25 protein-coding genes and 1 pseudogene are annotated in these 26,251 nt (G+C 68.1%); 12 read left to right on the plus strand and 14 right to left on the minus strand.

The window, feature by feature from the left end; translation table 11 throughout:
* The first annotated feature begins 127 nt into the window (after positions 1-127).
* Positions 128-1,723 carry an NAD(P)/FAD-dependent oxidoreductase gene (locus Q0A27_RS09020; RefSeq protein ID WP_291474743.1) on the plus strand — a complete coding sequence of 532 codons (1,596 nt, stop codon included), beginning with the start codon at positions 128-130 and terminating at the stop codon, positions 1,721-1,723.
* A gap of 26 nt (positions 1,724-1,749) precedes the next feature.
* Here Q0A27_RS09020 and Q0A27_RS15045 read toward each other — a convergent pair.
* A pseudogene (locus Q0A27_RS15045) lies at positions 1,750-2,580 on the minus strand (DMT family transporter); the annotation flags it as partial.
* Positions 2,581-2,682: 102 nt separating this feature from the next.
* Here Q0A27_RS15045 and Q0A27_RS09030 point away from each other — a divergent pair.
* Positions 2,683-3,582: a LysR family transcriptional regulator gene (locus Q0A27_RS09030; RefSeq protein WP_291474745.1), complete on the plus strand. Its 900-nt coding sequence runs from the start codon at positions 2,683-2,685 to the stop codon at positions 3,580-3,582.
* Positions 3,583-3,585: 3 nt separating this feature from the next.
* Here the strand turns inward: Q0A27_RS09030 and Q0A27_RS09035 are convergent, their stop codons facing one another.
* On the minus strand, positions 3,586-4,995 hold the full coding sequence (locus tag Q0A27_RS09035; protein ID WP_291474747.1) for a helix-turn-helix domain-containing protein: 1,410 nt from the start codon (positions 4,993-4,995) through the stop codon (positions 3,586-3,588).
* A gap of 67 nt (positions 4,996-5,062) precedes the next feature.
* On the opposite strand from Q0A27_RS09035, the gene Q0A27_RS09040 reads away from it, so the two are divergent.
* Both Q0A27_RS09040 and Q0A27_RS09045 read left to right on the plus strand, forming a co-directional pair.
* Positions 5,063-6,082 (plus strand): ABC transporter substrate-binding protein, encoded by a 1,020-nt coding sequence (locus tag Q0A27_RS09040; protein ID WP_291474749.1) that lies wholly within the window; start codon positions 5,063-5,065, stop codon positions 6,080-6,082.
* Complete coding sequence (locus Q0A27_RS09045; RefSeq protein ID WP_291474751.1) at positions 6,075-6,959, plus strand: SIP domain-containing protein; 885 nt, start codon at positions 6,075-6,077, stop codon at positions 6,957-6,959. Before Q0A27_RS09040 ends, Q0A27_RS09045 begins: the two co-directional genes overlap by 8 nt.
* Positions 6,960-6,966: 7 nt before the next feature.
* Here Q0A27_RS09045 and Q0A27_RS09050 read toward each other — a convergent pair whose 3' ends face one another.
* Both Q0A27_RS09050 and Q0A27_RS09055 read right to left on the minus strand, forming a co-directional pair.
* A complete protein-coding gene (locus tag Q0A27_RS09050) occupies positions 6,967-7,206 on the minus strand; it encodes a hypothetical protein (protein WP_291474753.1) in 240 nt (79 codons plus the stop codon).
* A 9-nt stretch (positions 7,207-7,215) separates the two neighbouring features.
* The gene (locus Q0A27_RS09055) at positions 7,216-7,395 is read right to left on the minus strand and encodes a DUF4236 domain-containing protein (RefSeq protein ID WP_073883798.1); all 180 of its coding nucleotides are present in this window, start codon (positions 7,393-7,395) and stop codon (positions 7,216-7,218) included.
* Positions 7,396-7,434: 39 nt separating this feature from the next.
* Between Q0A27_RS09055 and Q0A27_RS09060 the strand changes: the two genes are divergently transcribed.
* Positions 7,435-8,331 carry an HAD family hydrolase gene (locus Q0A27_RS09060; protein WP_291474754.1) on the plus strand — a complete coding sequence of 299 codons (897 nt, stop codon included), beginning with the start codon at positions 7,435-7,437 and terminating at the stop codon, positions 8,329-8,331.
* Positions 8,332-8,443: 112 nt separating this feature from the next.
* Here Q0A27_RS09060 and Q0A27_RS09065 read toward each other — a convergent pair whose 3' ends face one another.
* Both Q0A27_RS09065 and Q0A27_RS09070 read right to left on the minus strand, forming a co-directional pair.
* Positions 8,444-8,728, minus strand: coding sequence for a TipAS antibiotic-recognition domain-containing protein (locus Q0A27_RS09065; protein ID WP_291474756.1), 285 nt, complete (start codon positions 8,726-8,728; stop codon positions 8,444-8,446).
* A gap of 623 nt (positions 8,729-9,351) precedes the next feature.
* On the minus strand, positions 9,352-9,855 hold the full coding sequence (locus Q0A27_RS09070) for a hypothetical protein (protein WP_291474758.1): 504 nt from the start codon (positions 9,853-9,855) through the stop codon (positions 9,352-9,354).
* 248 nt (positions 9,856-10,103) lie between these two features.
* Between Q0A27_RS09070 and Q0A27_RS09075 the strand changes: the two genes are divergently transcribed.
* Positions 10,104-11,420 carry an MFS transporter gene (locus Q0A27_RS09075; RefSeq protein ID WP_291474760.1) on the plus strand — a complete coding sequence of 439 codons (1,317 nt, stop codon included), beginning with the start codon at positions 10,104-10,106 and terminating at the stop codon, positions 11,418-11,420.
* On the opposite strand, the gene Q0A27_RS09080 is transcribed toward Q0A27_RS09075, so the two are convergent.
* On the minus strand, positions 11,404-12,003 hold the full coding sequence (locus Q0A27_RS09080) for a DUF421 domain-containing protein (protein ID WP_291474762.1): 600 nt from the start codon (positions 12,001-12,003) through the stop codon (positions 11,404-11,406). The two genes, Q0A27_RS09075 and Q0A27_RS09080, sit on opposite strands and share 17 nt — an antisense overlap.
* A gap of 62 nt (positions 12,004-12,065) precedes the next feature.
* Positions 12,066-12,707: an ATP-binding cassette domain-containing protein gene (locus tag Q0A27_RS09085; protein WP_291474764.1), complete on the minus strand. Its 642-nt coding sequence runs from the start codon at positions 12,705-12,707 to the stop codon at positions 12,066-12,068.
* A gap of 327 nt (positions 12,708-13,034) precedes the next feature.
* Here Q0A27_RS09085 and Q0A27_RS09090 point away from each other — a divergent pair, with 327 nt between their 5' ends.
* Both Q0A27_RS09090 and Q0A27_RS09095 read left to right on the plus strand, forming a co-directional pair.
* A complete protein-coding gene (locus Q0A27_RS09090; protein ID WP_291474766.1) occupies positions 13,035-14,747 on the plus strand; it encodes an MFS transporter in 1,713 nt (570 codons plus the stop codon).
* Positions 14,748-14,767: 20 nt separating this feature from the next.
* Complete coding sequence (locus Q0A27_RS09095; protein WP_291474768.1) at positions 14,768-15,856, plus strand: hypothetical protein; 1,089 nt, start codon at positions 14,768-14,770, stop codon at positions 15,854-15,856.
* A gap of 12 nt (positions 15,857-15,868) precedes the next feature.
* Here Q0A27_RS09095 and Q0A27_RS09100 read toward each other — a convergent pair whose 3' ends face one another.
* Positions 15,869-16,945: an LLM class flavin-dependent oxidoreductase gene (locus Q0A27_RS09100; RefSeq protein WP_291474770.1), complete on the minus strand. Its 1,077-nt coding sequence runs from the start codon at positions 16,943-16,945 to the stop codon at positions 15,869-15,871.
* 79 nt (positions 16,946-17,024) lie between these two features.
* On the opposite strand from Q0A27_RS09100, the gene Q0A27_RS09105 reads away from it, so the two are divergent.
* The 4 genes from Q0A27_RS09105 to Q0A27_RS09120 all read left to right on the plus strand — a co-directional run bounded on the left by Q0A27_RS09105 (position 17,025) and on the right by Q0A27_RS09120 (position 20,452).
* On the plus strand, positions 17,025-17,600 hold the full coding sequence (locus Q0A27_RS09105; protein ID WP_291474771.1) for a TetR/AcrR family transcriptional regulator: 576 nt from the start codon (positions 17,025-17,027) through the stop codon (positions 17,598-17,600).
* A 12-nt stretch (positions 17,601-17,612) separates the two neighbouring features.
* Positions 17,613-17,831, plus strand: a complete 219-nt coding sequence (locus Q0A27_RS09110) for a hypothetical protein (protein ID WP_291474773.1) — start codon at positions 17,613-17,615, stop codon at positions 17,829-17,831.
* Positions 17,753-18,331 (plus strand): NmrA family NAD(P)-binding protein, encoded by a 579-nt coding sequence (locus Q0A27_RS09115; RefSeq protein WP_291474775.1) that lies wholly within the window; start codon positions 17,753-17,755, stop codon positions 18,329-18,331. Before Q0A27_RS09110 ends, Q0A27_RS09115 begins: the two co-directional genes overlap by 79 nt.
* Before the next feature lie 111 nt (positions 18,332-18,442).
* Positions 18,443-20,452, plus strand: a complete 2,010-nt coding sequence (locus Q0A27_RS09120) for a BCCT family transporter (protein WP_291474777.1) — start codon at positions 18,443-18,445, stop codon at positions 20,450-20,452.
* A gap of 112 nt (positions 20,453-20,564) precedes the next feature.
* On the opposite strand, the gene Q0A27_RS09125 is transcribed toward Q0A27_RS09120, so the two are convergent.
* The 5 genes from Q0A27_RS09125 to Q0A27_RS09145 form a co-directional block, all read right to left on the minus strand.
* Positions 20,565-21,338 (minus strand): SDR family oxidoreductase, encoded by a 774-nt coding sequence (locus Q0A27_RS09125; protein ID WP_291474779.1) that lies wholly within the window; start codon positions 21,336-21,338, stop codon positions 20,565-20,567.
* Between the two features lie 132 nt (positions 21,339-21,470).
* Positions 21,471-22,565, minus strand: coding sequence for an iron-siderophore ABC transporter substrate-binding protein (locus Q0A27_RS09130; RefSeq protein ID WP_291474781.1), 1,095 nt, complete (start codon positions 22,563-22,565; stop codon positions 21,471-21,473).
* Positions 22,566-22,630: 65 nt separating this feature from the next.
* Positions 22,631-23,446, minus strand: coding sequence for an alpha/beta fold hydrolase (locus tag Q0A27_RS09135; RefSeq protein WP_291474783.1), 816 nt, complete (start codon positions 23,444-23,446; stop codon positions 22,631-22,633).
* A 339-nt stretch (positions 23,447-23,785) separates the two neighbouring features.
* On the minus strand, positions 23,786-24,883 hold the full coding sequence (locus Q0A27_RS09140) for a glycerophosphodiester phosphodiesterase family protein (RefSeq protein WP_291474785.1): 1,098 nt from the start codon (positions 24,881-24,883) through the stop codon (positions 23,786-23,788).
* Between the two features lie 175 nt (positions 24,884-25,058).
* Complete coding sequence (locus tag Q0A27_RS09145; RefSeq protein WP_291474787.1) at positions 25,059-26,228, minus strand: methyltransferase; 1,170 nt, start codon at positions 26,226-26,228, stop codon at positions 25,059-25,061.
* Positions 26,229-26,251 lie beyond the last annotated feature (23 nt).

Raw genomic sequence — 26,251 nt, forward strand, 5'->3', positions numbered from 1 at the left:
ACCCCCGCCCCAGGCAGTCTGCCCGGGACGGGCGTTTTCGTCTGCGGCCACCCCCTGACGGAACCGTCCGGCCAGAATTCTTCTCGTAACTATCACTGAAGAAACGAAATCAGGCTACGGTGTGTCCATGACCCGGACCCTTGCACCACTCGACCTCCTCATCGTCGGCGCCGGCATCGGCGGCATCGACATGGGCCACCACGTCGCGACGAACTTCCCGGGCTGGACCTGGGAGATCGTCGACTCGAACACCGACATCGGCGGCACCTGGACCACTTTCACCTACCCCGGCATCCGTTCGGACTCCGACATGGCGTCTTTCTGCCTCCCCTGGAAGCCCTGGAAGGGCAGGCACACCCTCGGCGACGGCGCCCACATCCGCGAGTATCTGCGGGACGCCGCCCGCGAGGACGGTTTCCTCGACCGGATCCGGCTCAACACCTGGGTGAAGTCGGTGAACTTCGACACGGCGTCCGGCCTGTGGGAGGTCACCACCGTCCGTGCCCACCGCCACGGTCCCGACGACCGTCCGGACGCCCCGGCCGAGAACCTCGTCGAGACCGTCGTCCGCGCCAGGCGCCTCCACCTGGCCTGCGGCTACTACGACCACCGCGACGGATTCCTGCCCCACTACCCCGGTCAGGAGGACTTCACCGGCAACGGCGGCAGCCTGATCCACGCGCAGGCCTGGAAGCCCGAGGAGCAGGGTGAGGTCGCCGGCAAGAGGATCGTCGTCATCGGTTCCGGCGCCACGGCGATCACCGTGGTCCCGGCGCTGGCCGACCTCGGTGCGGAGGTCACGATGCTGCAGCGCACCCCGACCTGGGTCGCGGCCCTGGCGGATTTCGACACGATCTCGAACATCTGGAACCGGGTGATCCCGTGGAACGACCGACTGGCGCACAAGGTCGCCCGCGGCAACCACATTGTCCGCGACATGACGCAGTGGTACATCGCCCGGTACCTCCCCTTCGCCTTCCGGTGGTTCCTCCACGGCCTGCAGCGTGTCTGGCTGACCCCGGAGCAGATCAAGCGGGACTTCACCCCTCCCTACAAGCCCTGGGACCAACGCGTCTGCAAGGCCCCGACCGGTGACATCTTCCGTGCCATCAAGGACGGCAAGGCCGAGGTCGTCACCGCGAAAATCGACACCTTCGTGCCGGAGGGCGTGATGCTCACCGGCGGTCGCGTCCTCGAAGCGGACACGGTGATCTCCGCGACCGGCCTGCAGCTGCAGATGTTCGGCGGGGCGTCCGTGTCCGTCGACGGCGAGCCGGTCGAGCTGTCGGATCTGGTGGCCTACCGCGGCGTCCTTCTCTCAGGGCTGCCGAACGTCAGCTTCACGGTCGGATACCTCAACCAGTCGTGGACGACCCGTGCGGATCTCACGGCCCGCTACGTCGTCCGGCTGTGGCACCATATGGCCGACCACGGCATCGACCTGGCCGCCCCGGTCATCCCGGGTAAGGACGTGGAGCGGCGCGAGCTGCTGGAGTTCGAGGCCGGGTACATCAAGCGCGGTCAGCACCTCACCCCCCGCCAGGGCGACCGCTCCCCCTGGCTCTACCGGCAGGACTACCTGGCGGAGTGGCCGGAGCTCTCCCGCGGCGACGTCACCGAGGAGATGCTCTTCGACGAGGACGCCACGGTCGTCGCGTCCAGGACCGTATCGTCCGTGCCTTCCGCGTCCGGCGTCGGCGTCACCCCGGCAGCCTCCCTGTAGTGGTGCTGTGACCAGGTGATCCCTGCCGAGGCGCAGATCACCAGCACAATGGTGACCGCGCGGTAGGCGGTGAGTTCCTGGTCCAGCATGATCATCCCGGCCGCGGCGGCGAAGGCCGGCTCCAGGCTGACGAGGATGCTGAAGATCGCGCCGGAGATCTGGCGCAGGGCGATGAGCTCCAGGGTGTACGGCAGGACGGACGCGAGCAGCGAGGTCGCGGCGGCGAACCAGAACAGTCCCGGCCGGTCGATCAGCCCGCCGTCCCCGCCGGAGACTCCGACGAAGGCACCGTGGGCACCGACCGGGGCGAGCAGCACGGCTCCGAGAACCATGGCGACCGCGAGTCCGCCGGTCCCGGGGATCTTCGCCCCGACCTGCCCGGAGTAGATGATGTAGCCGACCCAGAAGCCGCCGGCGATGAGCGCGAAGAGCACGCCGACGAGGTCGAGGTCCGCCCCGCCGAGCACCGATTCGGCACCGAGAACGACCATCCCTGCGGTGGCGAAACCGACCCAGATCAGGTCTCGCCGGTTCTTCGAGGTCAGCGCCGAGAACACCAGGGGCCCGGTGAACTCCAGGGCGACGGCGGCAGACAGCGGAATCCGGCCGATCGCGGCGTAGTAGAAGCCGTTCATCAGGGCCATGGTCACGGCGAAGAGCACGACAGAGCGCCAGTCGCCACGCTTCCAGGAGCGGACCGCGGGCCGGGAGAGAGCCACCAGGATCAGGCCACCGATACCGAGGCGTAGCAGGGTCACGCCCCAGCTCCCGAGGTCATCGAAGAGACTGACGGCGGTGGCCGCACCGAACTGCAGCGAGGCGCAGGAGCCGAGGATGCACAGCACCGGAAAGGTCATCGACGGTGCGGGAGCGGAAGATGTCGTGGTTCTCACCCGGATATTGTGCACCTGACCTGATCGGCCGGTCCAGCGCAGGTATATGGACGATAATGGTGAAGTATGTTGAACGTTCACCGTCTGACCCTGCTGCGCGAGCTCTCCCGGCGAGGCACCCTCGCCGAGGTCGCCCGCGTGCTCAGCTACTCCCCCTCCGCCGTGTCCCACCAGCTCAACCAGTTGGAGAAGGAGGCCGGCGTCCGACTGCTGGAACCGGTGGGCCGCGGAGTGAAGCTGACCGACGCCGCCCGCCAGCTCGTCACCCGCACCGACGAGATCCTCGCGGTGCTGGACCGGGCGGAGGCCGAGCTCGCGGCGTCCACCCCGACGGTCTCGGGGACGCTGCGCGTGACGAGCTTCCATTCGGCACTGGTCTCCGTCCTGCCGACGGCGCTGACACTGCTCAAGGCGCGGCACCCTGACCTGCAGGTACAGGTCTTCCACCGGGAGATCGGCACCGCCTTCGACGGGCTCGCCACGCACCTCTACGACCTGGTGATCGGCGACCAGTGGCCGGATGAGCCGGATCCGGTGCGTCCCGGCATGGAGCGTCAGGAACTGTTCACCGATCCGCTGCTGCTGGCGATGCCGGCGGACTGGCCGGAGCCGGCGTCCCTGTCCTCGTTGGCGGACGCGCAGTGGGCGATCGACCCGGAGTACCTGCCGGGCGGCCAATGGGTGCGACGCATGCTGGCGGACGCCGGTGTGGTCCCGAAGGTACTGTGCGACACCGATGATCCGCTGCTGCAGGCACACCTGGTGCGCACCGGGCATGCCGTCGCGGTGATCGGGTCACTGCTGGTCGGCCCGTTCCTCGACCAGACCACCGCCCAGGTACTGCCCGGCGATCCGGCGCGGCGACTGTTCACCGCGGTGCGCGAGGGCCAGACCGGGCACCCTGCGGTCCGGGCTTTCCGGGCGGCCCTGGCCTCCGCAGCGCGACGCGAGTCACCGGAGATCTGAGCGTCACACGTACCCGTGCCACCGACCCGGTGGCACACCGTGGGTACGGCGGAAGACGTGACTGAAAGACGCCGTGCCGCTGTACCCCAGGTGACGGGCGACCGCTCCGACGGGGATGCCGGACGCCAGGAGCTGCCGGGCAGCCGCCATGCGCACCTTCGCCGCCCACTCCCGCAGACTCCCGGCACCGAAGAGATCCAGTGCCTCGGTGAGTTCCCCGGTGGTGCAGTCGAGGCGCTCAGCCCACCCGGGCAGGGTGCGGTCGATGTCGGGGTGCCGCCGGAAGTCCTCGGTGAGCCGGCGCAGCAGGTGCGAGCCGTGGGTGTCGCCGGCCCCGGTGAGCAGGCTGTAGAACTGGCGGTCCACCAGGTCCGTCTGCTCCGGGGAGACGGGGTCGTACTCACGGCCGAGGGCGGCGAGCAGCGCATCAGTCTCCTCGGCGGCGTCCTCGGCGGCGTCCGCCCCCGGGATCACTGTGGGGGTCAGATCACCGGCCGGACGCCCCGCCCGGGCGCCGACCGGCAGAACCAGTCCACCGGGGTTCATGGCGACGTGGTTCGGCAGACCGGCGGGCAGCCAGATCAGCTCACCTTCCCCCAGGTCAGTGGTGGTGTCGCCGATGCTGACCCGGCAGGATCCACGCCATGCCCAGATCAGCACGTGGAAACGGTTCACCCGGGGCCAGGTGTGCAGCTCCTCGGCGGGCGTCACGGACGGGGCAGGGTCCGGTCGGTCGCGGAGCTGCCCGGGCGTCATCCCGGTGTGCCGCCGGACGAGATGACACAGGGCGGCCGCCGAGGACAGTCCGACACGGTGGGCGGCGGACTCCACGGAGCTGCCGCCATCCAGCAGCTCAGCAGCACGGGACACCCGGAGCCTGCCGCGCCAGGCCCCGACGGACAGTCCGGTCTCGGCGAGGAAGCGTCGGCGCAGCGTCGACGGGGAGACGAAGACCTCCTCGGGGAGGTCCTCGACACTGTGTCCACCGGAGAGATCGGTCATCAGGATCCGGGCGGCGGCACGGGCCGCGGAGTCGACGGGCATCCGGGGACGCAGTGACGCGTCCCCACCGGAGGAACTGGGGGTACTGAGGTAGTTCAGACTGTCGGCGAACCGGGTGATGAGTGTGCCGTACCAGTCGGCGGGTATCTCCGAGACGGTCACGGGACTGTCCGGGGTGAAGGGGAGGGCGGCATCCTCCGGGAGGGGGAAGCCGAGGGCGACGGCGTCAGCGGACCGGTGGACGCTGACCCGCACCCCGCGGTCGACGGACACGGCGGCTCCGGCGACGATGTGGTGTGACCGGGTGGTGTCGCCGTCACGGACAGTGAGCCGGAGACTGCCGCGGAGCACCCACCACAGGTGCGGCATCTTCAGTTCAACTGTCTGACCGTTCCGGTCAACTGCGGGCATGGCCACGACCGTACACTTCTCACGACGAACTGAGCTGAGCCTCAGCTGACACGACAGGAGAACATCTGTGACACCCACGACACGACGCCGTACTCTGACAGCAGTACCGACCCTGGCCACGGCCCTGGTCTGCGCACTGGGGCTGGCGTCCTGCTCCGACGACAGCGGCAGTGACAGCGGCGATGGCGACAGCGGTGCGACGACCGTCGCCGTCACCCACGCCTTCGGCACGACCGAGGTGCCCTCGAACCCGGAGCACGCACTGAGCTTCAGTCAGACCTGGACGGACGCCTTCGCCGAGCTCGGCTCCCCGGTCGCCACACAGGTCGTCAATGACCAGTTCGCTGACGGCCAGCCCTGGGACACAGAGGGTACAGAGGGTACAGACGTCGCCGGGACCACCGTGCCCGTCTCAGTGACCTCGGCCGACCTCGTCACCACCCTGGGCATGGAGGCGATCGCCGAGCAGGACCCGGACGTCATCTTCGCCGGGTTCCTGCCCGACCAGGCCACCTATGACGCACTGTCGGACATCGCCCCGACCGTCGCCACCGTCGGTGAGGGCAAGGTCGATGACTGGCGCGCGGTCACCACTGCCGCCGGCGAGATCCTCGGGAAGTCCGACGAGGCCGAGGAGAAGATCGGCGAGGTCGACGACGCGATGGCGCAGGTCAAGGAGACATACCCGGCGCTGGAGGGCGCGACCTTCGCCTATGCCGCGTACCGGGCGCAGTCCTTCACCGTCATCACCTCCCCGCAGGACGCGTCCAACACCTTCTTCGCCGACCTGGGCATGACTCAGGCGACGGACCGGATCACCGGTACCGAATCCGGCCGTGGCATCGCGGTCTCCGCGGAGAACCTCGACCTGCTCGACATGGACCTGCTGGTGCTGTGGATCTCCGGCGAGACCCCGGATGACCTGCCCGGCTGGTCGGATCTCCCATCGGTGAAGAACGGTTCGGCGGCGCAGCTGCAGACCGTCGCCGCCACCGCCCTCGGTGCACCGACAGTGCGCAGTGTGCCGTGGGTGCTCGACGAGATGGACCCCTACTTCGCGGCCCTGCAGGAGGCCGACGGTGAGTGACTCTGTCTCTTCCACTCCGGACGCGGCGTCCTTCAACACACTGCTCAACAGCCCACAGCACCGGGCCGGGCTCAATGACCTCCACCTCGAGGTCACCTCGGTGACGCGCCGCCACCCCTGGCTGGCCCGGGTCTCCGGGGTGGTGCCGGGCATGGCCGATACCGATCCTTCGGTCTGGTCACATCCGAACCTCGCCCTGCGGCTGGCGATACCGGACGCCACGGACGCGCTCGGTCCCATGATCGGGCAGGCCGGGGTATGCCGACGCGTGTACACCGTCGCCGCGGTGGATGTGGCGTCCTCCACCCTGGACATCGACATCGTGGTGCACGGCGAGAGTTCACCGATGATGCGGTGGCTGGCCGGTCTGGAACCCGGTGACCGGGTGGACTTCGCAGGTCCGCGTCCCCATGCCGCACCGACGGACGCCACCGGCCGGATCGTGCTGCTGGCCGACGGTTCGGCCTACCCCGCGGCGTCCGCCATCACCCGGGCACTGCCCGGTGTGGCGACGGTTATTCTCGCACTGCCGGAGGAAGATACGCAGGTCAGAGGCTGTGCAGACTATGCGGCCGATTTCCCGGGAGCGGAGCTGCGGTTCGCGGCGTCCTCCCCCACTCCCCTGTCGGACGCCTTCGCCGACCTGGACGTGACCGCCACGGACACCGTCTGGGCCGCCGGTGAGCGGGAGGACATCCGTGCGGTGCGCGCGCGGTGTCTCAAGGAGCTGGGGCTGCCGAAGCCGCAGGTGCAGGTCTTCGGGTACTGGCGCCACGGGAAGACCGGGACAGACGCCGATATGGCACGGCTGACGGGCATCGCCGCACTGCGCGACCAGGGCCGCGAGCTCGAGGACGACTTCGAGATCGAGATCTGAGCCCCTGCTACCCCTGCGCCGGGGAGGTCGGGCTCGTCGGCGCGGCGGGGGCCGGGTTGTGGCCGCCCCGCTCCTTGCTGCGCTCGTGGTACTTCCGGATGGCGTCGAAGGCCAGGTTGAGGATGACCAGCACCGGGATCGAGATCAGCGGTCCCGCGCTGGAGACCACGAGAACCATGAAGATGACGAAAGACGTGACACCGTCGACCCAACGGGGGGTGCGGTCCAGGAAAGACAGGGCAGGCATGGAGTTCTTCTACTTCTTCTTCCTGAAGCTACCGCGGATGTTCATGCCGCCGGGGAGCTTGACGGAGTAGGTACCGCGCGAGTTGACGGTCACCGGTCCGAAGCGCCGGGACGCGGACGCGCCGGATCCCGAGTAGTTGATCCAGGAGTCTTTACCGGTCTTCTGACGCTTGCGGAAGTAGATGCCCATGGGTGGCAGTGTAGCGGGAGAACAGGGACGATGGACAGCATGGACACCACCGCTGTTCCTCCAGCTGTTCCCACCCCGCGCCCGTGGACCGACATCACCGGCCCGGTGCCTGACCTGAGACTCGTCGTCCTGGACATGGACGGCACCCTACTCAACGGGTCGGACGAGGTGCCCGACGCGTTCTGGGAGCTACTGCCTGAGCTGCGGAGCCGGGGCATCACCGTGGTCCCGGCGTCCGGACGCCAGTACGCCACGCTCAAGGGGATGTTCGCCGAGCACGGCATCCGGACCTTCATCTGCGAGAACGGGACGCTGGTCGTGCATGACGACGAGGTGGTCTCGACCTCCCCGGTGGATTCGCCGACGGTGGACCGGATCATCGACATCGTGCGGACCGCGGAGACGGACCGCAATGTGGGCCTGGTGGTCTGCGGGCCGAAGAAGGCGTACATCGAGCGGGACGACGACATCTTCGCCGCAGAGGCGCACCGGTACTACCGGTCCCTGGAGGTCGTACCGAACCTTCACGCGGTGCCGGACATCGAGGAGGGCACCGTGCTGAAGTGCGCCTGTTTCGACTTCGACTCCGCCGCCCAGGCAGCATCCGCCCTGTTCACCGGTGGCGGTCCGGGGGTGGCTGACCTGCGGGAGGAGCACCAGGTCGTGGTCTCGGGGAAGAACTGGATCGACATCATGAACGGCTCGGCGAACAAGGGCAGGGCGTTGCGGGCGCTGGAGATGAACCTGGGGATCCCCCGGTCGGGCGTCGCGGTGTTCGGCGACTACCTCAATGACCTGGAGATGATGGCGGAGGGCGACTGGTCCTTCGCGATGGACAACGGTCACGGTGCGGTGCAGCGGGCGGCGCAGTTCATCGCGCCGCGCAACACCGACGAGGGCGTGGTGCAGGTGCTGCGGCGGTTGCTGGGGGTGTGAGGTTCAAGCCTCACATCACCCCCACTCCGCCGCGTCCGGATCCACACCGAACGCCCGCGCCCGGGCGTCGATCGCCTGACGCAGCCATGTCGTCAGCCTCGGCGCGACCGATTCATAGTGCTCGGCGAAGTCCGCCCCCGGTGCCGGCACTCGCCTCGTACATCCGGCCCAGGCAGACCTGCATGGACACCGACAGGGTGAAGAAGTTCGAGAAGACTTCCCGGTGTTCGTCGACCAGGACGTCCGCGGCGTCCGACCCGTGAAGCACCCCGTCACGCACGGCGTCGCCGAGGCGTCCTTCCAGGTCAGCCATCGCGTCCCGCAGCTGCGCCCACTGTTCCGGCGAACGCTGCGCCCCGCGCTGGGCGTACTCGGACCACTGGGCGGTGTGCCCCATTTCTCATGGGCCTGCCGCGTCCAGTCCGGGTCCCGGCCGTCACCGAAGATCTCGCACTGCTGCTCCGTCGTCAGCAGGACGCCACCCGGGTGCGCCTCGATCATCCGGTCCACACCACGTTCCAGGTCCGCGACCCCGGCGACCTTCTCCAGGATCCGCTCCTTCCGCGCGGTGAGGGATGCGACAGCGTCCGCGTCCGGGTCGTCGAGCAGCGAGCCGATCTGATCCCAGTGGTGGAGGGTCCGCGGACACACACACAGAAACACAGAACCGCAGGTCAGCGCTTGGGGCTCCCTGTCGGTTCCCTGTGATCCCCGGTTTTCGGTGGCATTCGTCGATCACGGTTGGATAACGTAATTGTCACGTTCCGGTCACGATCGGAGCGACCCTACCAAGTTCCCTATCTGACAAGGAGCCCAGTAATGGACACCATCGTCTCTTCCGCTTCCAGCATCTTCGACGCCGTCACCGACTTCGTGACCTCCCTCTTCGACACGGTCACCGGTTCCGCCGGCGATGTCGTGAGCTCCATCTCGGAGTAGAGGCTCTACGCCAGACCCGCCCCGGCACCCCGCGCAGATCTTCCCCGACTGTGTGTGGGCCGGGGTTTTTGCGTGCGCGGTTCACCCGTTCAGCTCAGCCCGACACTCCTCGACGGTCTTCTCCGCGATGCAGTTGCCCCACTCGATCTGCCCGTCGACCCACGGATGCGACGCCTCCTGCCCGACATCGACCTGCCAGGAGTAGTTGTCGCAGATGATGCCGGTCCCGTCATCGGCCGTCGCACGCATGCCGATGTTCGCGCCGATGCAGGCGTCCCCGATTGCCGGGCCGCCGGTGGCACCACCATTGGATGAGCCGGTGGAGATGTCCGAGGACCCCACGATTTCCCCTGGCGACTGGGCAGGTTCCGGCAGGTCATCGGCGGGTTCAGCGTCCTCCCCTGTCATCGGTTCCGGCTGCGCCGCAGAGGACGCCGTACTCGTCACCGTGACCATGGTCTGCTCTGTGCCGTCGCTGTCACCGCTGTCACCGCTGCCATCGGTGCGGCCGACCAGCCTTGTCGCGACCAGCACCGCGAGCGCCGGAAGCGCGACTGTCGCGGCTCCCCGCCGAATCATCGTCATGACTGCGCAGAGCACTCCCGCGTCAGCCCGGTGCCAGGGTGAATCGGTGGCGAACAGCCTCAGGTGATCTGTCCCCGAGGTTGCGCCGACAATTTCGACCTATGCTGCCACGGATCCCGCGAAATGTCGGCGCAAACTCCGTGACCTCGCTCTACGATCCCCCTGTTCCACCGCCTTCGCAGCGCGGACCGTGATCACCCCCTCCCGGCACGATCACCACGGTAGTTTCCGTGCCAGAATTGTGACCCATGACACGTCCATCGCGGGATCACCACCCCCACGCCGGTCCGACCACTGGTGCGGAGGGCACCGGCGTGGAGAGCACCGGCGCAGAGAGTACTGGCGCGGAGGCCACCTGTGCCAGGACCACCCTCGCCCCATGGCTCCGCGTCGCCCTGGGCATGTTCGCCATCTGCTTCGGCGCCAACCTCTTCGCCCCACTGCTCCCGGTCATGCGCGAGGTCCACGACCTCAGCCAAGCGCAGGTGAACTTCCTCCTCGCCATCTACGTCGTCGGACTGGTCCCGGCCCTGCTCATCGGCGGTCCTGCCTCCGACCGACGAGGACGCCGCGCCGTGGTCCGCCCTGCCCTGGTCTTCTCGATCACCGGCACCCTCGTCACACTCACCGCCCATTTCTTCGCCGGACCGGTCAGCCCGCTGATCCTCGCCGGCGGCCGGATGCTCACCGGAGCCGCGGTCGGACTCGTACTCGCCGCCGGGGCGTCCTGGCTCAAGGAGGTCACCTCACCGGAAGACGGCGCAGGGGCCGCCGCCCGGCGCGCCACGGTCGCCACCTCCGCCGGTTTCGGCATCGGTCCCCTGGTCACCGGCCCTGTCGCCGAATGGCTGCCCGGGCCGGACACCACCGGTCCGGCCCTGCACCTGGTGATGGTCCTCGTGCTCACCCCACTGGTCTGGACCACGCCCGCACCACCACGACCAGCCCACACCCCGCAGATGCGCCGGCACAGAACACCACTGATCCCGCCCTCCGCCCGTAGCCGGCACTTCCTGTTCGCCGTCGCCTCCTGGGCACCCTGGGCGTTCGGCTGTGCCACGACCTCCTTCGCCGCCCTCGCCCCGGTCGCCGGAGAGTCCGTCGGCCCGGTGGTCGCCTACACCGGCCTCATCGCCGGGGTCACCATGCTCACCGGTGCCGTCGTCCAGCCTCGCATAGGACGCCACGCCGACCTCGGCGCGTCACCCCACCCCGCAGTGCTCGGCCTGGCCACCGCCACGGTCGGCATGCTGCTCGGGATCGCCGTCACCGCTGCGGCCCCCGGTGCCGCCGCATGGCTCATGGTCCCCACCGCAATGGTGCTGGGCACCGCCTACGGCATCATGATGGTCTCCGGTCTGCGCGAGGTGCAGCGCATCGCCCCGACCGAGGAACTCGGTGCACTGACCGGCGTGTTCTACTCGCTGACGTACATCGGCTTCTTCGCCCCGTTCGTCATCTCGCTGATCGCCCCGCACACCGGCCATATCCCGGTGTTCACCGCCGGCGCGGTGGTGGCTGTGGCGTCCGTCCCCCTTGTCCTGTCCGTCACGCGTCGCGGCTGACGCCACCGACGAGTTCCGCCCCGACCACCCCGCGCAGCAGCTCCGGGTCGATGGTCTCCCCCTCGCGCAGGACCGACAGCGCCCCGGTCGGTTCCACGATGACGCACTGCACCTGGTCAGGTGCGGTCACCCCGGCCCGGCGCAGTGCACTGGCGAGATCGGCGGAGGTCACGTGCTGCCGACGCATGGCGTCTTCCACCCGTTGACCGTGGGCCATGATCACCACGGGGGACGCCGTGATCGCCAGCCGTGCCGACCGGACCCGACGGACCGCGCCGAACAGGGCCTCCATGGCCATGAGGGTGAGCAGTCCGATCAGTCCGGCGGACAGGGTCGGTGGATGGCCGATGATCACACGGCCGGCGACGGCACCGAACATGATGATGACCACGGCGTCGAAGGTGGACCAGGCGGTGAGGATCCGGGAACCGAACACCCGCACCATCACCAGGAATGCCAGGTAGACGCCCACCGCGCTGATCATCACCACGGGGATGCGCCAGGCGTCGATGCCGAGCGTGCGGGCCAGGGCGGCACCCCAGCCGTCGGGTGGTGCGGCATCGGCGAGAACGGAAGCAGTCATAGAGACCGTTCTACAACCACCCGTTCTCCCGCGCGGCGCTGACCGCCGGATCCGCGAGAAGTTCACGGGCCATCGCGTCGGACGCCGCGGCGTCCCCTGCGGTGGCGGTGCGTGTGGCGCTCTCCCCGGTCCAGGTGAGGACGCGGCCGTTGTCCCCGAGGTCCTCTCAGGGTGCCGTCGGCGATGATCCCGCCACGGTCGAGCATGACGATGCGTCGGGCGAAGTTCTGCGCTTCCTCGAGGTAGTGGGTGGCGAAGACGACGGTGACGCCCTCGGCGGCACGTGCAGCCATCGTGTCCCAGAACCGGTGGCGGGAGGCCGCGTCCATCCCCGCGGTCGGTTTGTCGAGGATCAGCAGATCCGGGGAACCGAGGAGGGCGAGGGCGAAACGGATACGCTGCTGCTCACCACCGGAGCACTTCCCCACCCGACGGCCACGCAGGGCGGTGAGGTCGGCGAGGTCCAGAACCTCGTCGATGTCGCGGGGTGCGGGGAAGGCGGCGGCGATGGTCCGTAGGGTGATAGCGACAGTGAGGTCGGGCAGCAGGCCACCGGTCTGCATCACCGCACCGACGCGCTGGGCGGCGAGCGCGACGATTCCCCCGCGCTCGACGGTGAGGTCACAACTGCGCAGTGCGCGGACGGTCCGTCCACCCGAGCCGAAACTCCGGGGCGAGGCGTCCCCGAAATCCCCCGGTGTCATGATCCCACCGTGACATTCGGCAAGGGTGTCCAGGACCGCAGTTATGCACATTGTGGACAGGTTCACGGTGCCGGAATCACGGTTGGGCGACAAAATATACAGGTTATGCACATTTCCACAGGTCAATACACATTGTGAACAATATTCATCCGGTATTCACCTGTCTGCCGCATTTGCAGTACCTCCGAAGCGGCGGTAGGGATGGAAAGGGTCTCCGCAGCAGACGGCGTCACCGTGCAGTCACAGAACACGGTGTCACGACGTTCACGTGCGGGCTCGCCGCGTCGGTATTCTCCCGCGACGGGACGACGACCACGAGGAGCCGATGTGCCCCGGAACAACTTGAAATTCGCCTCGAAACGTTCGCGGAAAGTCGGTGCCGCCCGACTGCGCCGCTACCGCCGTGAAGCGTCCGCCCTCACCGGGCCGTACACCGCCGACAAGGTCACCGTCGTCGACGGACCGACGCTGAAACGCGCCGCTGGCGGAGCCTCCCTCGGCAACATGATGGAGTGGTTCGACTACGGCGTCTACGGCTACCTCGCCGTGACCATGTCCGCCGTCTTCTTCGACACCCTGTCGGACTCCCTGGCCCTGGTCGCCACCTTCGCCACCTTCGCCATCAGCTTCCTCATCCGCCCGCTCGGCGGCATCTTCTTCGGCCCCCTCGGCGACCGTATCGGACGCCAGAAGGTGCTGGCCACCACCATGATCATGATGGCGATCGGCACCGTGTCCATCGGTCTGATCCCGGTCGGTCTCGTGCCCGGCTGGGTCGCACTGCTCATGCTCGTCGCCGCCCGCCTCGTGCAGGGCTTCTCCGCCGGTGGCGAGTACGCCGGCGCGATGACCTTCACCGCCGAGTACGCCCCCGACAACCGCCGCGGGCACTGGGGTTCCTTCCTCGATGCCGGCTCCTACCTGGGCTTCGCCCTGGGTGCCGGCCTTGTCGCCCTGCTCAATGCGACACTCGGTGCCGACACGATGGAGGCCTGGGGTTGGCGTCTGCCGTTCTGGTGCGCCGGCATCCTCGGCGTCGTCGGCATGTACCTGCGCCTGAAGCTGGAGGACTCCCCCGCCTTCCAGGAGGCGATGGACGCCGCGGAGGCCCGCGAGGAGGACCTCACCAAGGGACAGAAGACCGGTCTGGTCTTCCTGCTGCGCAACCACAAGCGCGAGATGCTGGTCCTGCTCGGCATCGTCGCCGCGTACAACGTCCTCGGCTACACGCTGACGTCGTTCATGAACACCTACCTCACCGAGTTCGCGGCACACACCACCACGGTCTTCGAGTCCGACATGCTGGTGCTCGTGGCGATCGTCATCACGGTGGTCACCGCGCACCCGATCGGCATCCTGTCCGACCGGATCGGACGCCGCCCGGTGCTCATCGCCGCGTCCGTCTCCCTGCTGGTCTTCTCCTTCCCGGTATTCGCCCTGCTGCAGTCCGGCAACATGGTGCTGATCTTCCTGGGCTGCGCGGTTCTCGCCGTGAACCTCGGCGGCTTCGCCGGTCCGGTCGCCGCGACACTGCCGGCGATCTTCCCGACCCACACCCGCATGGCCGCGCTGGGCATCGGCTACAACCTGTCGGTCGCGGTCTTCGCCGGGACGACGCCGATGATCAACTCCGCCCTGATCCCGATCCTCGGTACCTGGTGGCCCGCGATCTGGCTGGTCATCTTCGGTGTCGTCGGCCTGGTGTCCGTGCGCTTCCTGCCGGAATCCGCGCGCCAGCCGCTGGTGGGCAACAGCCCGCAGGTCGAGTCCCCCGAGCACGCCGCCGGGGTGGCCCGCACGCTGGAGCGGATGCGCCGGTCCCTGCACCTGCGTCGCCGTGACCGCACCGACTACACGGAGTGGGACGCCACCTGGGACCGGTGGCCGGACGCCGCGGTCGAGGCCGGGCTCGACGCCTCCGACCACGATGCCGCGGTCGGCGAGGTCACGATCGACGATCTGGCCCCGTCCTACGCCACAGGGACCGCGGAGACACCGGTCGACGCCACCGCTGTCAAGGAACACGTCACCGCGTCCTGACGCCCCGTTACCCTGGTGTCGTGGATGCCCCGGATATCTCACTCCGCGCTGCTGACCTGCTTGCCGGCCCCCGCGGACGCCGCCTGCTGCTGGAGTTCGGGTGCGACGTGGCAGACAACGCCCTGGCTTCCGCGGTGCATGAGGTCAGCGCGGACCTCGATCCGCAACGCGACAGGATCGCCCGGTACGTCCGGTACACCGACGACCCCGGAGACACCGCCGGTGCCTCCGCCCCGGCCACCCCGGACACCGTCGCCCGGCTGCTCACCGTCGCGGCCGGTCGCATTCCCCTCCCGGACCCCACAGCCGGACAGCTCCGGGACGCCCTGGGCACCTCCGTCGACGCCGCCAGGTACTGGTGCCCCTCAGACGGAGCCGACGTCCTCACCGCTGATCCTGCGGTCCGCGCCGCGCTGACGCCATGGGCGGAACACCTCGCGGCGTCCCCGCTCACCGACTGGTGGTGGTCCGCCCCGGACCCCGCCGACCAGTGGACGGTGGCCTGGGGGGAGGACGCCGCCCCGTGCCCCGCAATGACGGCGGAGAAGAAGATCTCGAACCTCCTCGCCTGGTGCACCCGCACCAGGGAGAGCGAACAGCGCGACTCGGGTTTCCTGGACCGTCTGCGGTCAGTGACGGCCGCGGCCGGCGGTGACTGGTGGTCCGTACCACTGTGGGAGGTCCCGGCGTCCACCCGGGCTTGGCCGGACGGTACCGGCGGCGGAGACCCGGTCGGGGCCCTGTTCGTCGAGGACCGGTGGGAGGACGCCTTCTGCGCCACCCGGTTCACCCCGCCGGAGCATGCCCGCATCCGGGAGATCACCGGTGCCGACGACTGGTCCGCCCTATGCCGTGAGTTCCCCCTCGAGGTCACCTGGTCCCGTCGCCGCGAGTGGTGGGAGGTCACCGGTCGGGACTCCCGGGACGCCGGCCCGTGGCTGATCCCCGACTGGTCCGCGGTCGCCGACAGGTGGGATGCCGTGCACCTCACCGTCGCCGGCTACCTCAACGCGGCGACCCGCTCCATCCCCGTCCCCGGCGCCGACGGGCAGGACGCCGACTCAGTCATCGCCGGCTGGGGACCCGACGTCACCTACTGGCTGCGGTGACTCATCAGTGATCTACCCCAGTGCCTCGCCGAGCAGCCGGACGGTCTGCTCGGCGCCCGGCGCGCGGTCGAGCGGTTCACCGTCGTAGGCACCGCCGACCGGGGCGATCATGACCTCGTCGACCCCGTGGCGTCCGGCGAAGACGGTGAGCTGCTCCAGGGCGTTGTCCGGGGTGTCGACGACCTCCTTCAGCCGGTCGGGATCGGTGCTGCCGGTCTTCGAGGCGTAGCTCTCCGCCGGTCCGGGCAGCGGTGTCGCCTGCGCCTCCTCGACCGTCTCCTGGGCGGCCATCGGCAGACCGGTACGCAGCCGTGCCATGGTGCGCCGCTGCGGGAGCATCCGCTCGACCGCCTCCTCAGCGGTCGGGGCGACGGAGGCGTTGACCGTGAGAATGGTCCGGGGCTCGGGGAACGCCTCGGAAGGCTGGTAGGTGTCGCGGTAGGTCGTCAGGGCGTCCTGCAGGCCGGGGCCACCGAAGTGGTTGGCGAAGACGTAGGGCAGGCCGAGCTCGGCGGCGAGCTTCGCGGAGAAGTCGGAGGACCCGAGCAACCAGACCTGCGGGATCTCCCCAGCCACGGCGACCGGGGTAGAGCGGACGGCGTAGCCCTCGCCACCACGCAGGCGGACGCCGGCACCGTCCGGGTCGAGCAGGGCCGTGATCTCCCGGACCTGCTGCGGGAAAGACTCCGCCCCGGGCGCGGTACCGGACTGGTGCAGCAGCTGACTGATCACCGGGTCACTGCCCGGCGCGCGCCCGAGACCGAGGTCGATGCGTCCCGGCGCGATCGCGGCGAGGGCGGCGAACTGTTCGGCGACGATGAGGGTGGAGTGGTTGGGCAGCATGACGCCACCGGAGCCGACCCGGATCTGTCCGGTGCGCGCCGCCACGGCGGCGGCGAGGACGGGCGGGGTGGTGGACGCCACGGCGGGCATGTTGTGGTGCTCGGCGAACCAGTAGCGGCGGTAGCCGAGCTTATCGGCGGTGGCGGCGACCTCGAGTGTCGCGGCGACAGCCTGGGCACTGGTCTGACCGGTGCGGACGGGCACGAGGTCGAGGACGGACAGGTCAAGGGTGCGGTCACTGTTCATGGTCGCCACCGTAGGCCTGAATTTCAGTCACTGCAATCCCATTCTACAGTGACTGCAGAATTGGGTTACTGTCGTCCCCATGGCAGGAACACGGACAGCAACCACCGTCGCGGCTATCAGGACAGCAGCACTGGACCTGGCCGCCGAGAACGGTTACCAGCAGACCACCGTCGACCGGATCTGTGAGCGTGCCGGCGTCAGCCAACGCACCTTCTTCAACCACTTCCCCACCAAGCAGGACGCTTTCCTCGACCACGGAACACCGTGTCTCGACGAGAAGGCGACGAGGGAGTTCCTCGTCGGCACCGGGCCCCTGCTCGATGACGCCCTCGCCATGATCACCCTGCCCGGCGCCGAGGACATCGCCCGCATGCGCATCGTCACCTCGTGCCCGGAGCTCCTCGCCGCCCACGTCGCCCGGATGGACGCCGTGGAGGACGAGATCCGTGACCTGGTGCTGCTGCGTCTGCGCGGTGGGCACTCCGGCGCCACCAGTGAACAGGAGCAGGACGCCGCCATGGTCGCCTGCCTCCTGGCCGGGGTGGTGCGCTGGGGTGCACTGAACACGGCGTCCTCCTTCCCCTGCCCGGTCACCGCCGCCCGCGCCTGCCTCGACCGGATCACTTCAACCGACACCCGAACCAACCAGGAGTAACCAGGAGTAACCATGACCATTCTCGTCACCGCAGCCACCGGCCACCTCGGCAGCCTCGTCATCGACCGGCTCATCGCCCGTGGCGCCGACGCCTCCGACATCGTCGCCGGCGTACGCACCCCGCCAAGGCCACCGACCTCGCGGAGAAGGGTGTGCAGGTCCGTCACCTCGACTACGACGAGCCCGCCGCCCTCCCCGCCGCCCTCGAGGGCGTCGACCGCGTCCTGCTGATCTCCAGTTCGGAGATCGGCAGCCGCGTCCCGCAGCACACCGCCGTCGTGGACGCAGCCGCGTCCGCCGGCGTCCAGCTGCTGGCCTACACCAGCTGCGGTGAAGCCCTGACCACGGACTTCCTGCTCGCCCCGGAGCACAAAGCCACCGAGGAGGCCATCCACGCCTCCGGTGTACCTTTCACGGTCCTGCGCAACGTCTGGTACATCGAGAACTATCTGCCCAACGCCGCCCAGGTGAAGGAGACCGGCGTCCTGCCCGGTGCGGCCGGCGAAGGACGCGTCGCAGCCGCGACCCGCGAAGACTACGCGGACACCGCCGCCGTCGTCCTGCTCGCCTCCGACGAGGACGGGACGCCGACCTACGCCGGGCAGACCTTCGAGCTCTCCGGTAAGGCAGTGACCTACCCGGAGATCGCCGCGGCACTCGGTGAGGCCGTCGGCCGCGAGCCGACCACCTTCGCCGAGGGCATCCGGGCCGCCCTCACCGGCGCGGAGTAGCCTGCTCCGAAACTGACACCTCCTCACCTTTGTGTCCAGGCCTTTCCGGTGGTCAGGCCTGACGTAACGTTGTTCACTGACGTGACACACCGACGTGAGGAGAGTGTTCAGATGCCACCCGCATCCGAGAAGAGAACCAGTCCGGGCGAACAGCCCAGGCAACCGTCCGGTCGACTGAGTACCGTCCTGAAGAAGGCCGCCAGCGGTGAGCAGTCCATCCACCCGGCCCTGGTCCCCGGCATCAGTGTCGAAGACACGAACACGAAGTTCCCGACCCGGATCGGAGTGTTCGCCACCGCGTTGACGGTCGCCCTGTGCTTCATCGTCTGGGCAGCGGTCGCGCCGGACAATATCGCCGAGGTCGGCTCCACCATGCAGTCCTGGGTGGTCCGCAACCTGGGGTGGATGTACGGGGCGATCACCGTCGCCTGCGCGGTGTTCATGATCGTCATCGCCTGCCGGTCGACCGGACGCATCAAACTCGGCCCGGATGACGCCGAGCCGGACTTCTCCACTGTGACGTGGATTTCCATGCTTTTCGCCGCCGGCCTGGGCATCGGCCTGATCTTCTACGGCCCGATGGAACCGCTGCAGCACTTCCTCAATCCGCCGCCGGCGACGGACGCCGAAGGCGGCACCATGGAGGCTGTCCGGCCGGCACTCTCCCAGGCGGTCCTGCACCAGGCGAGCTTCGCCTGGGGCATCTACGCCCTGGTCGGTGGCTCGCTGGCGTACACCACCTACCGACGCGGCCGCGTCCCGCTGATCTCCGCGGTCTTCGAGCCGATCTTCCCGGACGGCTCGAACCGCGTTCTCGGCAAGATCATCGATGTCGCCGCTGTGCTGGTGACCCTGTTCGGTACCGCGACCTCGCTGGGTATCGGCGCACTCCAGATCCGGACCGGTACCTCGATCCTCACCGGCAAGCCACTGGAGGGCAACGGGTTCGTCGTGGTGGCCATGTCGGTTCTCACCGTCGCCTTCATCATCTCCGCGGTGTCCGGTGTGAAGCGGGGTATCGCCCTGCTGAGCAACATCAACATGGGACTGGTCATTGCACTGGGACTGTTCGTACTGGTCACCGGGTCGACCGTGTTCCTGCTCGACCTGCTTCCGTCGACGGTCTACAACCTCGCCGAGAATCTCCTGGCCATGTTCCAGGTCAGTGCGAGCGAGGGCAAGGTGGAAGAGGAGTTCCTCACCTCGTGGACCACCCTGCTGTGGGCCTGGTGGATCTCGTGGTCCCCGTTCGTGGGCATGTTCATCGCGAAGATCTCCCGCGGCCGGACGATCCGTGAGTTCGCCACGGTTGTCGTGCTCGTCCCGTCTGCGATCTCCATCGCCTGGTTCGTGATCTTCGGAGGCACGTCCATCAGGATGAACCTGGACGGTCTGGGCCTGGAGATCAAGGAGTCCGGCGAGAACGTCATGTTCGACATCATGGACAACCTCCCTTTCACCGGTGTGACGTCCATCGTGGTGCTCATCGCCGTGGTGATCTTCTTCGTCACGGCAGCCGACTCGGCAACGGTGGTGATGGGGTCGATGTCTCAGTCGGGACGCGCGGTCCCCTCGAAGCCGGTGACGATCATCTGGGGCGCGGCCCTCGGCCTCATCGCGATCTTCCTGCTGCTCGCCGGCGGACGCAATGCACTGTCCGGACTGCAGTCGATCATGGTCTCCTGTTCCGTTCCGTTCGCCCTGATCATCATCGGCATGATGGTCTCCTGGTGGAAGGACCTGTCCAATGACCCTGCGACGATCCGTCGCCGGTACGCCCGTTCGGCGGTCTACAAGGGCGTCGCCAAGGGAATCGACGAGCACGGTGACGACTTCGTGTTCGGGGTGGACCCCGTCCCTGCTGAGGAAGGCGCCGGCGCGCACTTCGACAGCGAGGATCCGGAGCTGACCGACTGGTACACCGACGCCACCTCCGAGGATCCGGAGGAGGCGCGGAAGCAGCGCGAGGAGGAGGCTGCCGCTACTCCGGACCCGTGGGCCGCGTACTCGCGGACCCAGGAGAACCGCGCCGCAGCAGAGGCAGCGGAGGCAGCGGAGGCAGCGGAGGCAGCGGAGGCAGCGGAAAAGGACGCAAAAGAGAAGGACACCGACGGGGAGTAGGTACTCCCCCGACAACGACACACCCCGTGCCGCTGCAGTGATCCTGCGGCGACACGGGGTGTGTCGTTGACGGGGTGGCTGCACAACTGCGCGGCCATACCCCGGTACTTATCTAGCCGGCGATGATCTTGTTGACCTGGCGGACGACCGGAGCCGGAGCAAAGCGGGCGGACCAGCGGAGGGCAAGGTCCGGGAAGGACACAGAGTAGTCCTGACGCTGACGCTCGATGAAGTTCTTCGGGTGGACGGCCTTCCAGACGGAGTTCGCGACGTCGCTGGGCTCGATCCGGACGCCGAGACGCTTGGTGGACTTGGCCTCCACAGCGGCCAGCTTGGTCTTGGCCCACAGCGGCATGATGCTGACGACGCGGATGTCGTCCTTGCGCCACTCCAGGCTCATGGCCTGGGTGAAACCGTGGACGTAGAACTTGGACGCGGAGTAGGGGGTGATGTGCGGCTGGCCGTAGATACCGGAGGCGGAACCCATGGACAGCATGTGCGCACCCTTGGTGGCCTTGAGGTAGGGGTACGCGGCCTTGGCGCCGAGGGTGATGCCGGTGCAGTTGACCTCGATCTGCTTGGCGATCAGGCCGGCCGGCTGCTCGGCGATGTCGAAGTCACCGATGATGCCGGCGTTGTTGTCGAGGACGTCCAGTTTGCCGTTGGTGTGGGAGGTGAAGTCGGCCAGAGCCTCCTCCCAGTTGGCGAAATCGGTGACGTCCAGCTTGCCGGTGATGATGCCGGGAGCCTCGGCGGCGAGCTTGCCGAGGCCCTCCTCGTCGATGTCGTAGGCGCCGACGGTCCAACCGGCGTTGTGGAACTTGAGTGCGACTTCACGGCCGATGCCCGCGGCGCCGCCGGAGATGAAAATGCTCTTATTACCCATGGGAGACAAACTACCGGCGCCCGGACGGCAGCGTCCACGGTTCGGGCATATTTCCAGAAGAAAAGTTTGCCTCAGCTCGTCCCCCGCGGTGACCCCGGAGCTTCCGGGGCGAGCGGTTTCACGTGAAACGCACTATCCCTCGTCGCCGCCGATGACATCCGCCAGCAGGGGCGCGAGGGTCTCGAGCGCCCACTGGGTGGACAGCGGTCCGGGGTAGGCGATGGCCCAGGGGAGATTGCCTTCCTGCTCCTCGGTGTCGTCGTTCACCGTGTACGCGGCCTTCCCGGACTCGAAGGCCTTGTTGTGGAGGATCAGGACCCGCCCCTCCTTCACTCCCGGGATCGCCTGGAAGGTCGGGTTGTCCGTCAGTTCGTCGATCCTGCCGTTCGAGTTGTCCATGATGACCATGACATCGGCGGCGGTGTCGTCGAGGCGCTCGGCGGAGATGTCGTCGCTGCCGAAACTCGAGGACTCCGCGATCGTCGTGAGCCCGATGGACTCCATCAGGTCGGCAGCATCCGAATCGTCCGGGTTGAGGTAGCGGATGGTGTCCAGCCCGAAGTAGTTGAGCATCGAGATGCTCTTCCCCTCGAACTCGGGATGCTCGGCCTTCACGTCGGCAGCCACCTGAGCGGTGTCATCGATGATCTGTTGCGCCTCGGTCTGCCTACCGAGCGCCTCGCCGAGGTCGGTCACGGTCTGCTGCCAGTTCCCGCTGACATCCTCCTCGGTGTGTGCACCGATGACCGGGGCGATCTTCGAGAGGTCGTCGTACTGGTCTCCGAGATCCATCTGGCTGGCGAGGATGAGATCCGGCTCCGCAGCGGCGACGCTCTCCAGGTCGATGGAGCCGTCTTCGGCGTAGGCGGAGGTGTTCTCCGGTTCTTGGCCGTCGAAGGCGTCGACGGTCCAGGCCTCCTGCTTGAGCGTGTTCTCCCACATGATCACCGGGACCTCACCGAGTGAAGCCATGATGTCCGCGTCCTTGTACCCGACCGCGGCAATGCGGGTCGGCTTCTCCTCCAGGGTGGACTCCCCCCATGCGGTCCCGAAGGTGAGCGGGTAGGACGCCGAGTCCACCGCCGTCCCGTCTGCCACCTCTTCTGACGACGCGGAATTGCCGGTGTCGTCGTCATCCGACGAGCAGGCGGTGAGCGTGAGCCCGGTGACGGCAGCGAGAACCGCAGCTGCCACTCTCCGGAACGGGCGGCGCATGGTCAGGGACAAGGGATCTCCTCAGGTCGTGTGCGATGTCATTCAGACTACAAACACGACATGAGGCAAGGCAAAGGTCATGTAGACGGCGCCACCGGTTCACACCGGACCTGCTCCACCGACCCGGGGGACAGGGCGTTGCGCACCAGGTCGATCACCCGTGGCGAGTAGGTCATGTCATGGCCCGACATGTCCTGTTCGCAGCCGTCCTGCAGCACGATGTTCTCCACCGTCGCCCCGGGGCCGGCGGTGAGGAAGGTGGTCTCGTAGGGGGTGGTGGTCGTGTCGTAGCGGGAGCCGATGGCGGTGTAGTTGACGCCGGGCACCGTATCCCCGTCCGCGTTCAGCTCGGTGAGCAGCGGGGAATCGTAGACCTGCTGTATGCCTGCCTCGCCGATGACGTAGTCCAGCGCCGGATCGAGATCGAGTCCGAGGTCACCGATGGTGCGGTCGAGCGTCCCCAGCCCGTTCAACGTGGTGCCGTGGTTCGTCGCGCCGAGCGTGACGAGCATACCCACCTTCTCCGCCCCGCCATTGAACTTCAGGTACTGCCGGGCGAGCAGTCCGCCCTGGGAATGGCCGACCATGTCGACCTGGGACGTCCCGGTGGCCTGGAGGACGGCGTCCACGTAGTCGGCGAGGTCACCGGCGGTGAGGGCGATGTCCTTGGTGGCGAAGACACCGGGCCCGAGCGACTGCACCCCTCCCCTGGTGGTGATGTCCGCTTCGCCGAGGTTCGGGGCGAATACGCAGTAGCCGTCCTCCTTGAGCTGCGGTGCCAGACCCGACCAGGCACTGTAGGTATTCCCCCATGTCCCGTGGACGAGAACGACCGGCTCGGGGTGCTCCGCCGTGGGGACGCAGTCCCAGTCGTCGGCACCGGGCGGAGCCATGCGTGGGTTATTCCGGGCCTGTGCACTGGCGTCCCGGAAATCGACGGCGCCGGGACCGTTCCCGGTCGTGGTCTCGTGCGGATGGGGCACCTCCGGATACTCGGGAGGGGCGGGCATCGCCGGCAAGACGGGCATCTCAGGCATCTCAGGCATCTCAGGTACAGCCGGCGCGGCGACTGCCTGGGGTGCGGCGAACAACAGACCGAGGGAAGCAAGCAATCCCCCGGCAACGGCACTTGTTTTCCTCATGAACATAACAACACGCTACCAGTGACTCACTTCATAGTGTGGTTCACAGTGCGGTGGATCATTGTTTACAGCGTGTTCTTCCCCACCTGATCAACGGCGGTAGGCGATACCCAGCTCATCGAGGAGCTCCTTGAGCCGCGACGGGTAGTCGGTGATGATGCCGTCGGCTCCGGCGTCGATGTACTCCGCCATGTCGGCGGTCTCGTTGACCGTCCACGGCAGGACGCGCACCCCGGCCTCATGTGCCCGGTCGATGAACCCCGCGAGGTCACCTCCGACCCAGGACGAGGAGGTGTCGAAGGCGGGACTCGCGACTTCCACACCCAGCTCCCCCACCCCGGCGAGGACGTCACCGTCGACAGCGTCGTAGTCCACCGGCCCGAGGTACGGCGAGTCCGGCGTCCACGTGCTCTTGTCCCACAGTGCGGCGAGTGGGACCTGCGGGGCGCGGTCGCGGACCAGCGGCAGTGTCGACCAGTCGAAGGACTGCACGGTGATCCGGTCGGTGGTGCCGGCGGCGTCCGCGGCATCGAGGATGGCGTCCACATACTCCTGCGGCGCGGCGGACCGCTCCGGCTCCTCGGCCTCGACCTTGGTCTCGATGTTGAAGTACACCTGCGGATCATGCTCCGCGATATCGAAGACATCGCTGAGCTGCAGGATCCGGTTACCGGTGGCGGGCACGGCGTCCGGGAAATCGTCGAGCACCTTGTCACAGGTCAGCGTCTGGATCTGTTCCCAGGTCAGGTCGTGGACGTCCTTGCCGACATAGGGGAACTCCGGGTCATCGGCGGTGACCGGCGCGGTATCCGTGCACTTGTCGTCCTGGATCGACGGATCGTGCCAGACCAGCGGGATACCGTCCTCCGTCATGTGGATGTCGAGCTCGAGAGTGGTGACGCCTAGGTCGATGGCGGTCTCGAAGGCGGTCCGGGACTCCTCGGTATGCTCACCGCGGCCGCCACGGTGTGCCTGCAGGTCGAAGGTGGTCGGCAGGTTGTCGACGGGGTCCGCACCCGGGATGCCCGGAAGGCTGCCGGTGATGCCACCGGGTGATCCGGGGACGGATCCCGGGGCCCTGTCGGACAGGGCACCGGCGGCGGTGGCTGCGGGAACTGAGACGAGGAGGGTGGACAGGGCCATTGCGCTGGAGAGGACTGTGGCGGCGAGGCGTCGGGTGAGGGTCATGGGGAGAACGCTAACGACCGGCCACGCTCCCTGTCAGCTATGTGCACCTGGTGTTCACGGTGAACACGGAGAGTTCATCCAGGTGTCAGCATCAGTACGGTCGGGGGTTCTCCGGGGACACCCGCAGGCGGGGACCCGGTGCGGCGTGCGGTCACCGCCCCGCACAGGAACACCCCTACATCCGCCCCAGCCGCCACAGCGAGGTGACCTCGCGGGACCGGGCGACATGCAGCGGATCGTCCTCCCGCAGCACCTTCGGATGACGCGGCGTGGTGTCCGACCGTCCGAGAACCTGCAGGCCGCCGTCGGAGATCCAGGTCTCCAGCTGCTCCCTGGTACGTAGTCCGAGGTGCTCCGCCAGGTCAGACAGCACCAGCCAGCCCTCCCCACCGTCGGTGAGGTGGTCGGTGAGTTCAGTGAGAAAGCGCCGTAGGGCATCGGAGGAGGCGTCGTAGATCCCGAGTTCCAATTCCGAGGTCGGCGTCCCCGGTAGCCACGGCGGGTTGAAGACGACAATACCCGCGGCATCCGCGGCATCCGCGGCATCCGTGGTCTCCGTGGTCTCCGTGGTCTCCGTGCTCCTCGTGGCCTCCGACACCGCCGGCCACAGGTCAGCCTCGACGACCTCGCACCGCTCCCCCACACCGAGCCGGTCCAGGTTCGCCCGTGCACACGCCACCGCACGCGGGTTCACGTCCGTCGCCGTCACTCGTACGGCGCCTCTCCTGGCCAGCACGGCGGCGAGGACGCCGGTCCCGGTACCCAGTTCCAGGACGCTCGCCCCCTCTTTGAGAGAGGGCAGGAAAGCCGCCGCGACGTCATCGACCAGGTCGACGTACTCGCTGCGCGTCGGCGAGAAAACGCCGTAGTCCGGGTACACCTTCTCCCCCAATGCCGGTACCTCCACACCGTTGAGATGCCACTGATATGCCCCGAGGACACCCTGTAGTGCGGTGAATGGTGTCCGCCGGCTCTCCCCCCGCGAAGGGGCACCGTAGGCGTGCCCGCAGGCCCCGGCCACGTCCGGGGCGCGGTGCAGGTCCAGGAGCCATTGACCGTCCCGCTCCGCCAGGTCGACGACGATGCGGCCGAGAATCTCCGCCCGGCGCGCCCGGTCCTCACGCTGCCGCAGGAACAGGTCTGCCGCGGTCCCCGCGCTCTGCTTCTTCTTCCCCTTACGCGCCGCCTGCTTCGTCAGTCGCCGGTCGACGGCCCTGATGAGCTGGCGTCCGTTGTGGAAGTCCCCCTGCCAGAGCAGTGTGGTTCCGCGGCGCAGCCGGGCGTAGGCGGCGTCTGCGGTGGTCGTGTCATCGGCGACGGTCGTCTGCCCGGAGGTGGAGGTCATGCCTGTGATTGTCGCACGGGCAG

Origin of the sequence: Corynebacterium sp. (genome assembly GCF_022712275.1) — a bacterium.
Classification (GTDB): domain Bacteria; phylum Actinomycetota; class Actinomycetes; order Mycobacteriales; family Mycobacteriaceae; genus Corynebacterium.